13 protein-coding genes are annotated in these 12,310 nt (G+C 54.6%); 9 read left to right on the plus strand and 4 right to left on the minus strand.

The features are described from left to right. Positions 1 to 28 precede the first annotated feature (28 nt). Genes flhA through ACNRUY_RS07220 form a run of 4 tightly spaced genes read right to left on the minus strand, consistent with a single transcriptional unit; the run spans position 29 to position 4,372 of the window. A complete protein-coding gene (gene flhA / locus ACNRUY_RS07205) occupies positions 29 to 2,140 on the minus strand; it encodes a flagellar biosynthesis protein FlhA (RefSeq protein ID WP_488110974.1) in 2,112 nt (703 codons plus the stop codon). A gap of 22 nt (positions 2,141 to 2,162) precedes the next feature. Continuing rightward, the gene (flhB, locus tag ACNRUY_RS07210) at positions 2,163 to 3,317 is read right to left on the minus strand and encodes a flagellar biosynthesis protein FlhB (protein WP_488110975.1); all 1,155 of its coding nucleotides are present in this window, start codon (positions 3,315 to 3,317) and stop codon (positions 2,163 to 2,165) included. Positions 3,318 to 3,329: 12 nt separating this feature from the next. After that, positions 3,330 to 4,103, minus strand: a complete 774-nt coding sequence (gene fliR, locus ACNRUY_RS07215) for a flagellar biosynthetic protein FliR (RefSeq protein WP_488110976.1) — start codon at positions 4,101 to 4,103, stop codon at positions 3,330 to 3,332. Beyond that, positions 4,103 to 4,372 carry a flagellar biosynthetic protein FliQ gene (locus tag ACNRUY_RS07220; RefSeq protein WP_488110977.1) on the minus strand — a complete coding sequence of 90 codons (270 nt, stop codon included), beginning with the start codon at positions 4,370 to 4,372 and terminating at the stop codon, positions 4,103 to 4,105. Before ACNRUY_RS07220 ends, fliR begins: the two co-directional genes overlap by 1 nt. Before the next feature lie 215 nt (positions 4,373 to 4,587). Between ACNRUY_RS07220 and ACNRUY_RS07225 the strand changes: the two genes are divergently transcribed. The 9 genes from ACNRUY_RS07225 (at position 4,588) to ACNRUY_RS07265 (ending at position 12,310) form a co-directional block, all read left to right on the plus strand. After that, entirely contained in the window at positions 4,588 to 5,400 is an 813-nt protein-coding gene (locus tag ACNRUY_RS07225; protein WP_488110978.1) for a flagellin N-terminal helical domain-containing protein, read from the plus strand. Between the two features lie 292 nt (positions 5,401 to 5,692). After that, a complete protein-coding gene (gene fliD, locus ACNRUY_RS07230) occupies positions 5,693 to 7,039 on the plus strand; it encodes a flagellar filament capping protein FliD (protein ID WP_488110979.1) in 1,347 nt (448 codons plus the stop codon). 26 nt (positions 7,040 to 7,065) lie between these two features. Beyond that, the gene (gene fliS, locus ACNRUY_RS07235; RefSeq protein ID WP_488110980.1) at positions 7,066 to 7,488 is read left to right on the plus strand and encodes a flagellar export chaperone FliS; all 423 of its coding nucleotides are present in this window, start codon (positions 7,066 to 7,068) and stop codon (positions 7,486 to 7,488) included. Between the two features lie 51 nt (positions 7,489 to 7,539). Further along, positions 7,540 to 7,905 carry a hypothetical protein gene (locus ACNRUY_RS07240; RefSeq protein ID WP_488110981.1) on the plus strand — a complete coding sequence of 122 codons (366 nt, stop codon included), beginning with the start codon at positions 7,540 to 7,542 and terminating at the stop codon, positions 7,903 to 7,905. After that, complete coding sequence (locus ACNRUY_RS07245) at positions 7,905 to 9,221, plus strand: flagellar hook-length control protein FliK (protein WP_488110982.1); 1,317 nt, start codon at positions 7,905 to 7,907, stop codon at positions 9,219 to 9,221. Before ACNRUY_RS07240 ends, ACNRUY_RS07245 begins: the two co-directional genes overlap by 1 nt. Before the next feature lie 43 nt (positions 9,222 to 9,264). Continuing rightward, positions 9,265 to 9,744, plus strand: coding sequence for a flagellar basal body-associated FliL family protein (locus tag ACNRUY_RS07250; protein WP_488110983.1), 480 nt, complete (start codon positions 9,265 to 9,267; stop codon positions 9,742 to 9,744). Between the two features lie 26 nt (positions 9,745 to 9,770). Then, positions 9,771 to 10,517: a sigma-70 family RNA polymerase sigma factor gene (locus ACNRUY_RS07255; protein WP_488110984.1), complete on the plus strand. Its 747-nt coding sequence runs from the start codon at positions 9,771 to 9,773 to the stop codon at positions 10,515 to 10,517. A 1-nt stretch (position 10,518) separates the two neighbouring features. Continuing rightward, positions 10,519 to 11,370 (plus strand): flagellar motor stator protein MotA, encoded by an 852-nt coding sequence (gene motA / locus ACNRUY_RS07260; RefSeq protein ID WP_488110985.1) that lies wholly within the window; start codon positions 10,519 to 10,521, stop codon positions 11,368 to 11,370. A gap of 52 nt (positions 11,371 to 11,422) precedes the next feature. Beyond that, complete coding sequence (locus ACNRUY_RS07265) at positions 11,423 to 12,310, plus strand: OmpA family protein (protein ID WP_488111004.1); 888 nt, start codon at positions 11,423 to 11,425, stop codon at positions 12,308 to 12,310.

The raw sequence follows: 12,310 nt of genomic DNA on the forward strand, positions 1-12,310 counted from the left end.
ATCAGGCGGTAAACACAAACAGCCCGGCTCAGCCGACCTTGCCCACCACCACCACTTCTTTGTTCTCGGGAATTTCATTGAACGACAATACATGCATGCTGTCGGTACAGAGCCGGGCGTAGCGCGCCATGGCCGGTCGTAGAGAAGCGTTGACCAGCATGATGGGAGGCTTGCCTTCGGCGGTCAGTTTGCTGGCCATCTCCGGTAACTGGGTCTGCAGCTGTTCCGCGACACCGGGCTCCAGGGGCAGGGAGTCCGGGGAAAAGTTATTGCCCTGACGGGCCTGCTGGAAGCTTTGCATTATGATCTGCTCCAGCTCGGGGCTCATAGTGACGGCGGGGATTTCACTCTGGCTGCCCACCAGGTTCTGAATGATGCTGCGACGCAAAGCCACCCGGACTTCTGAGGTCAGTTGCCAGGTTTCTTTCTGGTTTTCCGATGCTTCCAGCAGGGTTGAACCAATGGTCCGGATATCGCTCAGGGGGACTTCTTCCAGCAGCAGCTCCCGGAGCACTCTGGAAAACACGCTCATGGAGATCTTTTTGGGAATCAGCTCATCGGCCAGCTTCGGTGAATAGTGGCGGAGTTTATCCACAAGCTGCTCTACCTCATCATGACCCAGCAACTCACTGGCGTGTTCATCCACCACTTTATTCAGGTGAGTGGCAATGACGCTGGCGGGATCCACCACGGTGTACCCCAGGCCAACCGCATGTTCCCGTTCATTGGCTTCGACCCAGGTGGCGTCCAGCTGGTAGGCGGGGTCTTTGGTGGGGATGCCGTTCAACTCACCAAACACTTCGCCTGGGTTGATGGCCAGCAGTTTCGTGGGGTCCACCTGTCCTTCTGCCACCACCACACCTTTTAATTCGATGGCGTAGCTGTCGGGCTTCAGGCTCAGGTTGTCCTTGATATGGACACTGGGGATCAGGAAGCCCAACTGGCGGGACTGGCTTTTGCGGATGCCCTTGATCTGGTTCAGCAGTTGCCCGCCCTGTTTCTCATCGGCCAGGGCGATCAGTCGAAAGCCCAGCTCCATTCTCAGGATGTCCACCGGGGGGATATCTCCCCAGGACCATGGAGCGTCAGGTCCCTGGGGCTGACTTTCATCATTCTGTTCCCGGGAATCATCTGCAGGTTGTCGTTTGCTGATCCACCAGACCAGCAGAAAGACCATCACTCCCAGGCTGATAAAGGGCACATGGGGCATACCGGGCACCAGTCCCATAATCACCAGGATCAGACCGGTCAGGATCATCGCCTTGGGGGAGGAGAGCATCTGCTCGGACACCTGATTCCCCATGTCCGCCGACTCGGACACCCGGGTCACCATCATGGCCGCTGATGTGGAGAGCAGCAGTGATGGAATCTGGGCCACCAGGCCATCACCAATGGTCAGCAGTGAATAGACGGCAAAGGCTTCTGATGCAGAAAGTCCCTGTCCCAGAGTGCCAATCAGCATGCCACCAATAATATTGATGGCGAGGATCAGCAGGCCCGCAACGGCATCCCCCCGGACAAACTTGCTGGCACCGTCCATGGAGCCGTAGAAGTCCGCTTCCCGGCGAACACTGTCCCGGCGTTCATGGGCCTGCTTCTGGTCGATGATGCCGGCATTCAGGTCGGCGTCGATGGCCATCTGTTTGCCGGGCAGGGCATCCAGAGTGAAGCGGGCGGTGACTTCGGAGATTCGTCCGGCGCCCTTGGTAACCACCACAAAGTTGATGATTACCAGAATAAAAAACACCACAAGGCCCACTACATAGTTGTTACCGATCACCACCTCACCAAAAGACTGTATGACTCTTCCGGCTGCATCACTGCCTGTATGCCCGTTAAGCAGAACAACACGGGTGGAGGCGACGTTGAGCGCCAGCCGGAGCAGGGTGGACACCAGCAAAATGGTGGGGAATACCGCAAAATCCAGAGGCTTGAGGGAGTAGACGCTGACCAGCAGAATCAGCAGCGAAAGGGCGATGTTGAAGGTGAAAAACACATCCAGCATAAAAGGCGGCATGGGCAGCGTGACCATCGCCAGGGTCATCAGCACCAGAATGGGAATGCCCAGGCGAAAGCCGCTGGTTCGGAGTGAGGTCTGTTGTGTCAGACTGCCAAGCAGACGTTGAGCTTCCCTGATCATTGTCTGTTTTCCCTACCGTGCTTTATAAAGCTTTTTTGTCCCACCGGGCCTGGAAGTCCGCCGGAACTTCCACATCTGGCCAGTCCGGTCGTATGGCCCGCCGACCCGCCTGAAACTCTTCTAGATGCTTCACATAGGCCAGTACCTGAGCCACTGCCATATAGAGCTCGTCGGCAATTTCCTGGTTCAGGCCGGTGGTGTGATAAACGACTCTGGCCAGAACCGGTGACTGCACCACCGGACGGTTGTATTCCCGGGCAATGGCGCAGATTCTCAGGGCGGTCTGGTCTACCCCCTTGGCCACCAGATAAGGGGCCCTGGCCCGACTCAGGTCATAACGGATGGCAACGGCAAAATGAGTGGGGTTGGTGATAATGATGTCCGCTTTCGGCACCGCCTGCATCATACGGCGCCCGGCAATCTCCTGTTGTTTTTCCCGCAGCCGGGAGCGGACTTCCGGTTGGCCCTCGGATTCTTTTATTTCATCACGCATTTCCTTGTGTGTCATGCGCAGTTTGCGGAAGTGGCTCCATTTCTGGAAAGGCACATCCACCAGGCAGATGATCACCAGGGCCAGAGTCATTACGGCAACGGCCTTGATCAGGTAGTTCAGCCCCATATAAATAGAGGCAGTGATCGGGAGCCGGTTGAGAATCATCAAATCCTGGAAAAACCACTGGGCGGTAAGCCACAGGGAAAAAGCCAGCAGGCCCAGCTTGGCAATGGATTTGACGACCTCCATCAATGATCGAATGGAGAACATCCGCTGAATGCCCTTGATGGGGCTGATGCGTTCGCTTTTTACTTTCAGCAGCTTATTGGAAAACAGCCAGCCACCCAGGGCGATGGAAGCCATTAACGTGACCAGAGTGATCAGCAGGAAAAAAGGCAGCAGCCCGGAGAATCCTGCTCCGAAACTGTTGATCAGGTGTGTCTGCAGCCAGCCCTCCTGGCGCAATACCTCTTTATCAAATTGAAAGCTGCTTTTCATAATGGCTTGCAGCTGGCCGCCGGCCATGGGGCCACTGAGCCAGAAGGCCAGCAAAGTGCCGCCGATTAACGCAGTGGTGACCAGCTCCCGGGAGCGGGGGACCTGCCCTTCTTCCCGGCTTTTCTGGATTTTCCGTTCCGATGCCTCTTCGGTACGTTCTTCCTGGTGCTGTTGTTCTTCCGCCACGGTCAGCTCTCCTTAAAGCACCAGGGTTCTGAGGTGATCCAGGCCGGACTGGGTCATTTCCACAAAAATGCCGGAAAAGCGGGTGCTGATCAGCATCAGAATCACCAGGCCCCCCAGCATGGTCAGGGGAAAGCCCAGGCTGAAAATATTGAACTGGGGCGCTGAGCGGTTCATGACGCCAAAGGTAAAACTGACGATCAACAGGGAGATAATGGCGGGAATGACCATCAACAGGGCACTGGCAAAAAGCCAGCTGCCCAGTCCGGGCAGTTGCCCGATATCAAGCTGCGAGAGACTGAAGGGGGCAATGGGCAGTGTTGTGAAACTGTCTGTAAGCACCGAGATCACCACAAGGTGCCCATCTACTGCCAGAAACATCAGGAAGCTTAATAATTGAAACACCTGGCTGATCACCGGAATCTGAACCCCGTTAATGGGATCCACCATCACTGACATACCGAGCCCCATCTGCATGGAGATAAACTGTCCGGCGGAAGTAAAAATGGCGAAGTAAATTTGCAGAACCAGCCCCATGGCAAACCCGATGGCCAGTTGCTGCAGGGTGATCAACAGCGCCGTTGTGGAGATCGGTTCTACTGAGGGCGCTGCAGGCAGCAGAGGGGCGATCACCAGGGTAATGGCGATGGCCAGCAGCAGTCGGATACGGGGGGCAACCACCTGACTGCTGATCATGGGCATGGTCATAAACAGCGCGGCGATACGAAACAGGGGCCAGAGGTATTGGCCTATCCAGCCGGTCAGCTCACTGAAGGTAAACCCCACCATCAAGACAGCAGCTCAGGGATGGTTTGATAAAGGCGGATAAACAGATCCATAAACTGCTGGATCAGCCAGTGCCCGGCCAGACCAATGGTCACTAACGTGGCCAGCAGACGGGGCAGGAAACTCAGGGTCTGCTCGTTGATCTGGGTGGCGGCCTGAAGGGTGCTGATCAACAGCCCTATCAGCATGCCGGGCAGAATGATCACCGAGACCATCAGGACTATCAGGGTCAGGGCATCTCGAAAAAGGTCGGCCACAACTTCCGGTGTCATGGTGATTTCCTCGATTCGCGGTATGTTCATCAATGATGACGAGTTTAGATATATAAAATCATTTTTTTAATCTAAAAACGACTGAAAAAAGTCCTTATTTCATTTAAGAGAAGGGTTAAGGCCTCCGAATAGTGGGGATCAGCTTCGTGCAAGCCTATTAATAACAAACGCCCAGGCTGAACAATGACTAAAAATCCATGGATGGAGAGTAAACAATGGCAATGACAGTAAACACCAATATTTTTTCAATGAACGCTCAGCGCCAGTTGATGCGTACTGAAGGGGGACTGCAGACTTCCATGCAGCGCCTGTCTTCCGGCCTGCGTATCAACAGTGCCAAGGATGACGCCGCTGGCCTGCAGATCGCCAACCGCATGAGCGCCCAGATCGGTGGCCTGGCTGCTGCTGTGCGTAATGCCAATGACGGGATTTCCCTGGCCCAGACGGCAGAAGGTGCCATGGAAGAAATGACCAGCGCACTGCTGAGAATGCGTGAGCTGGCCATGCAGGCCTCTAACGGTACCTACGGTGCCAGTGACCTGGCTGCCCTGGATGCAGAGTATCAGGCCCTGAACACTGAAATTACCCGGATCGCCACCACCACCGAGTTCAACAATCAGGTGCTGCTCAACGGCGGAACGACGTTCTCTATTGCCGTTGACTATAAGGACGGTGCTACCAATAACATCAGCATTGCTATTGCTGATATTTCTGCCGCTGCAGCGGGTGGTGATATTACCACTAACGCCAATGCTGCCACCGCCATGGGGACTGTGGATACCGCCCTGCAGCTGGTGGACACTGAACGGGCGAAACTGGGTGCTGCCCAGAACCGTCTGAGTTCAACCATCAATAACCTGTCCAATATCCGCGAAAACCTGACGGCTTCCCGCAGCCGTGTCATGGATACGGACTTTGCCGCTGAAACCGCCAACCTGAGTAAGTTTCAGGTGATGCAGCAGGCAGGTACCGCTGTTCTGGCCCAGGCCAACGCCATTCCCCAGAATATCCTGTCGCTGCTTCGTTAAGATCCGCGTTTTCAGGATGAGTACCCAAAACGGGAGCATTGCTCCCGTTTTATGTTCATGGATGAACGGTATGCTGGCAACGTCCGACCACAAGGATGTGGGAGTTAGTACCCATAGGGCATAAAAGTGACGCAGGATGCTAAAACCGTGGAGCGGTTGCCAGTATATGTTTTGACAGCACACAGCCCTCCCCCCCTGTAAAGCGCCACCTCATTAACCCGATCGTTTCCCGGTTATGTTTTGAATCCCCCGGCCGATACCAAGCCAGCAATCGTTTAATCAGGGGCTGATTATGTTCAGTGTTAACGGCATTTATTCCGGGCTGGATGTGAATAGCATGGTGGATGCTCTGGTCAATGCCGAGAAAGCACCTGCGGAAGCACGGTTGAACCGCAGTGAGCAGGCTTATAACGTTGAGCTGTCGGCGGTGGGAAAGCTGAAGGCGGCGCTGGAATCCTTCCAGAAGCAGGTAGACAGCCTGAACAGTGTCAATGGCCTGAGCCCCAGAGCTTACTCCTTGAGTAATGAATCCGTTCTGTCTGCCACAGTCACCAGCAGTGCCGCTGAAGGCAGCTACACCTTTTATGTGGATCAGCTGGCCAGCCGCCATCAGCTGGTCTCTGATCCCATCAATACAGGAAGTACGTTGGGAACAGGAACGGCCACGTTTACCGTGAATGGTGAATCCTTTTTCATCACCCTGGCTGCCGGTTCAGACAGCCTGACCGATCTCAGGGATGCTATTAATGGGGCCACTGATAATGCAGGGGTGCAGGCGGTTATTGTCAATGACGGCAATGACCAGAGACTGATGCTGACCAGCCGGGAAAGTGGCGCGGACTATGCCATTACTGCGGATTTCAGCGGTCTTTCCGGCGGTTCTGCCACCCTGGGGGCACTGGTAGAGCTTCAGCCTGCCCGGGATGCCAGTGTCCGTTTTGGTTCTGGCGCCTCCGGGATCACCATTACATCACCGGATAACACCCTGGAGAATCTGGTGGACGGCATCACCCTGGAATTGAAAGCAACTTCCAGCGATCCCCAGACCCTGGAAGTTTCACTGGATAAAGAATCGGTGAAAACATCCATTCAGGCCTTTGTGGATGCCTGGAATACGCTCAAATCCACCTTTGATGAGTTGACTGATTTTAATGGTGAAACCGCAGGCCCCCTCAATGGCGATGCCCAGTCAAGAATTCTCGAAAATCAGTTGAGAAGAGCGTTCAGCACATTGTTCGGTGAGGCCGGAGACCCTTTCAGAACGCTGGGAGACATTGGCCTGAAAACCACCCAGACCGGCACCTTGTCCATGGACAGCACCCGGCTGGAAGAGGCATTAACCAATAATTTTGATGAGCTGGCCGAGGTTCTGGCGGGAGACTCGGGCCTGCTGGCAGGCATGGAGCAGATTCTGGGCAATTACCTGGGAACCGATGGCAGCCTGGCCAATAGAGAAAGCCGCATTAATGACGCACTCAGTGAGATAGGCGATGACCGTGCTGACCTGGAATTGCGGCTTGAGCGGGTTCGAAGTTATTACCAGAGTCAGTTTCTGGCCATGGAAAACCTGCTGGCTTCCCTGAGCAATACCAGTCAATGGCTGACCAATAACCTGAATCTCAATAACGGCAACTCATAATCAAACACCGGAGGCATGGAAGGACGATGAGATCCAAAGGCATCAACGCCTATCAGCAACAGGAAAAAGCCAGTGTCGAAGTGGCCAGGCCAGAGCAGCTGGTGGCGACGCTGTTCACCAAGTTAATGGATGCCCTGGCCAAGGCCCGCCGGTTTATTGAAATGAAGGATATCCCGAAAAAGGCGGACCGCATCAATCTTGCCATCGATATCCTGACGGTTCTGGAGCAGTCCCTGGATCATGAGAAAGGGGGAGAGCTGGCGGGCAATCTGCAGGCACTGTATCAGTACTGCATGAAGCGTTTGACGGACGCCCATGCCGGAAATGATATTACGGCCCTAGATGAAGTGGCGCAGTTGATGCGCGAAGTCCAGGAAGGCTGGCAGGCGATGATTTCCTCGAACACTGAGGGTAACTCTGTTGGCGCAGCTTCTGTTGCCGGTGGGTGATCCTCTTTCTCAAACAAATAAGGCAGTGATTGATAACGGCTGGGAGCACCCATGGAAGGCGCAAAGAAAGACTTAAATGCCCAGAGCGGGAAACATACCGCCCGATCCGGACAGTGGGTGGTGGAACAGTTGGAAGAGCTGATGTGCTTCCTGGATGAAGCCCTGGAAAAGCAGTCGTGGCAGACCATGGAAGCGGTGAATGATGAAATGCAGGCTTTTCTTGCTCGTCTTGATCAGAGCCAGCTGGATCATCCAGGGGTACAGGCCTGTCTGGGACGTCTGAAAAAGCGGTTCGATCACTTTATCCAGGTTTGTAATGACCACAAAGCGGACTGCCAGAGAGCGCTGCAAACCCAGCACCGGCGGGAGCAGGCGGTATACACCTACCAGATGACTGACGGCCTGCAGGGCGAATAATGGAAATAACGGGGCTGGAGACGGTGGTTCCCGGTGCTGGGCCGGTGTTCCAGCAGCCCGGTTTAGCCAATGGGGAAGTGCCTGTTGCGGGTGACCTGAAAGCTCCTTTGTTTTCTGAGATGTTTGCCAGGCAATACGATCGGACGGCCAGAAAAGATTTCCTTATTGAGCCACCTTCTATAGAGCCTGTAAGAACAGAACCGCAGGGGCCGGTTTATTCCCCGGAGTCAGAAGGTTTGCCCCCGTTGCCTGAAAACTCTGTTGAAGGAAATCCTGCGTCAGACCTTGAAAGTGAGTGGTTACTCTCCTCTCTTGTACCAAACCCGCTTTTACCAAAAGAGTTGCCTACAGCTCAGGGGCATCAACAGAGTACGCCGACTCACCTTTCTCCTGATCGTGCCTGGGCTGGAACAGAGTCCGGGCAGCAAGCGTCTCTTGTCCAGCCAGATACAAAGAACCGGGCCGAGGGAACTGGAATCGACCCTCAGATCTCTCTCCGCAATGTCGGGAGCCTGGAGTCAGGTCAGGCTGCAGCTGTGATCAAGGGGGGGCAGACAGGGCAGAGGTTGCCTGACAGTTTGATATCCCCTGATGCACCCAATGCCATTGGGGAAAGAAGAACAGGGGTTGAAGGGGGTCAGGAAGCGAGGGCCAGCCTGGTTAATCAAGGAGGTATTCCGCTGGAGTTCAAAGAAGGTGCCCAGCTGAGGGCCCTCACAGAACCAGCAACCCCTTCCTTAAGTTCTGTTATTACCAACCTGCAGTCGGCAAACAGTCAGCCGATGGCCACCGGGCATCCGCTTCCTTCCCCTCATTCCCTGCAGACCCCCCTGGTCAGCATCAGCCCTGACAAGGGGCCTGAGGTGATACCACGACCGTTCGCATTTACGGCAGAGGCCCCGGTGATTCGTCTGGGGCAAAAGCTGATCCAGATGGTCAGCCGGGGCGAGTCCAGTATTGAGATTCGTCTTGACCCGCCAGAGCTTGGCAGGCTGACCCTGTCTTTGACGGTTGAAGGGGAGTCCCTGAGCCTTCAGGCAACGGCATCCTCTAATGGCGCCAGGGACCTGCTGATAACCCATGGCGACCGGCTTCGCCAGGCACTTGCAGAGCAGGGAATGTCCCTCGACGGGCTGTCCGTCAATGTTCAGGCAGAACAACAGCAGCGGCATTCAGAAGGGCAGAATACTTCCCTGGCTGAGGCGTCTTCAGAAACCCCTGCGTTCGCCGATTGGGGGGAAGAAGCCCGGTATTTTATTCCGGGTTCACTGCTTTTCCAGATCCAGGGAGGGCGGTTGCTGGATCATTTTATCTGACCCGGAGTGAGCCGGTCAGTTCACCACAATTCAGGGAGGCATTATGGCGGATGAACAGGGAGGGCAGACTGAGCCTGCAAAAGGGAGTCATTCGGGAAAAGGGCTGTTAATCACACTGTTTGTTGTGCTTCTGCTGGTGCTGGTGGCCGGGGTTGGCTTTGCCGCCTGGAATATGATGGCGCAGGAGGAAGATCCGGATAAACCGGCCGTTCCCCATTTTATGGAAATGGAACCTTTTATCATCACCCTGAAAAGCGGTTCGCGTCCCCATTATCTCCAGATCAAACTTTCCCTGATGAGCCGTGAGCCGGAAACATTAAAAATTCTGGAAACTTATCGTCCCATGGTACGCAACGAAATCATCCGTTACCTGAGCACTCTGGAGTACGAGTCGGTGGGTAAACCGGAGTCTCCGGATACAATCCGGTCCGCTGCCATGGCCAGGGTGAATGAGCTGCTGGTCAGAGAGCAGGTGGAGCTGGCTATTGAAGATTTGATCGTCACGGACATGGTGATTCAGTGAGACGGGCAGGGTAACCAAAACGCCACATGTCATTTCAGCAGCGCAAGGGGCTGAGTGCCTATAAACAGCAGACCGGATCCTCAAGGGATGAGCTGATCCGGGATCATCTTGGGCTGGTCAAGAAGGTGGCCCTGCATCTGGCGGGGTTTATTGGTGGGGATGTGCCCAGGGACGATCTGCTTCAGGCGGGCATGATGGGGTTGATGGACGCGGCCAGCCGCTATGAGCCGGGCAGAAATATACCTTTCGAGCAGTATGCCAAAGTGCGGATTCGGGGGGCGGTGATCGATGAGCTGCGTCATTGGGACTGGCGCAGCAGGACCGACCGCGAGCATGGTCAGAACATTCGGGATGCCATTCAGGCGCTTCATAACCGGCATAGTCGTACGCCATCGGAACAGGAAATAGCCGATGAGCTTGGGGTCAGTATTGAGCGCTATCACCGAATGTTGCAGGGCAGCCACTCCGGCAACCTTCTCAGCCTGGATGCCCTCACCCAGGGAGAGGCCAGCGCCAGTGTCATTGAAGTAAACGACGATGATTCCATTGAAATCATTGCCGTTGGCAGTGAACGGAATAAAGCCCTGGAGAAGGCATTGAAAGAACTCCCGGAGCGGGAGCAGCAGTTGATGAATCTTTACTATGTGCATGAGCTGAATATGAAAGAGATTGGCAAGGCTCTGGAATTGACGGAGGCACGAATATGCCAGTTGCACCGCCAGGCTTTGCTCAGGCTGCGTTCATTACTCGAAGAATGGAACAGGGAGTCGTGATATGAAAATGGCAGGGCTGTTGATGCTGCTGGGTTGTATCTTTGGTGGATTCCTGATCGCCGGAGGAGAGATGGCGGCCATCTGGCAACCGGCGGAAATTCTGATGATCGCCGGGGGGGCTTTTGGGGCGTTTCTGATTGCCAACCCGATGGTAATCGTCCGCGCCACCGGGCGCCATATGATGTATATGGCCAGGGGAACCGGATTCAATCGTGCTTATTTTGACGAGCTGATGATGCTGTTGCATACGCTGTTTGAAATGGCGCGGAAAAAGGGCGGCAACAAAGTGCTGGAGGAACATATTGAGTCTCCGGATACCAGCGATGTGTTTGCCCGGTTTCCCAATATTTTGAAGACACCTCACGTCTATAACTTCGTGATTGAAAACCTGAGACTCTCCCTGGTGGACGGCATTACTCCCGGAGAGTACGAAAAAGTGATTGAGCAGGAAATTGCCTGCAGGGAGCATGAGATGATGCGCCCGGCGGCGGCATTGCAGACGGTGGCTGATGCCCTGCCAGGGTTTGGAATCCTGGCAGCCGTGTTGGGGATTGTTATTACCATGCAGTCTATAAACGGCCCCATGGATGAACTGGGAATGCATATTGCCGCAGCACTCACCGGTACTTTTCTGGGGGTCTTTTTTGCCTATGGCCTGGTGGGACCTGTTGCCACCGCTATTGGTCATTCCATCAATAATGAACTGCAGGCGTTCGATTGTATTCGAGTGGCCCTGGCCAGTTATAAATCCGGTTACCCTCCCATTGTCTCTGTGGACGCGGGTCGTAAGGTGCTTTATGGAGAGTGTCGCCCCAGTTTCAGTGAGCTGGAAGCCATGATGGAAAAGAGCTGATGACGGCGCATGACCCTAAATGACAGGAAAAGGATGACCCCCATTGAGTAAAATGAGGCGCAGAGGAAGCAGCAGTCATCATGGTGGCTCGTGGAAGGTGGCCCTGGCGGACTTTGCCATTGCCATGATGGCGCTGTTTCTTCTGTTGTGGATTCTCAATGCCACCGATGATGATACTAAGTCAGCCATTGCCGCCTACTTCGAGGACCCGGGGGCGTTTCGTCATCAAACGAGCCTTCAGCCTATTGATTTTGGAGGAACTGATTCCCTGGTCAATACGCCCAACCCCGGACCCAGCATGAGAGGTCGGGAGGGGCCGGAAATTATTGCCGATGGCAATGCACAAACCCTCAATGAAAATCCGGACTTTAAAGATCTAATGGATCAGTTACAGCGGATGATCGGTGGAGATGACCAGGCTGGCAAATACGAAGATTTTATTTATCTGGAGCAGCTGGAAGAGGGGCTTCGGATTGTGATTCTGGACAACGACAAGCGCAATATGTTCGAACGTGGCAGCTCAAGGATAAATCCGTTTTTTCAGGATTTGCTGCTGGAGCTTGCGCCAATCATTAACAACATCAATAACCGTCTGATGATCAGCGGGCATACTGACAGTGCCGGCTTTAAACGAACCGATTATGGCAACTGGGAACTCTCCTCGGCCCGTGCCCAGGTGGCCAGGAAAACGCTGTTGTTTGGCGGCCTGGATGAGCTCAAGGTGTTGATGGTGCTGGGCATGGCAGACCGGATGCCGAGGGACGCAGCAAACCCGGAGTCCAGTGCCAACCGAAGAATCGAAATCATGGTACTGGCCGATTACATGGAGCAGCGGGTGGAGCGAATGTTTGCTCCCGTTGAAAATCAGGAGAATCACCCAGCCCACAGTGAATCGATGCACGAAGCACTGGAGCGGGCGGAGAAAAACCAGTTGAAATAG

It is taken from the genome of Endozoicomonas sp. Z74 (assembly GCF_057680865.1).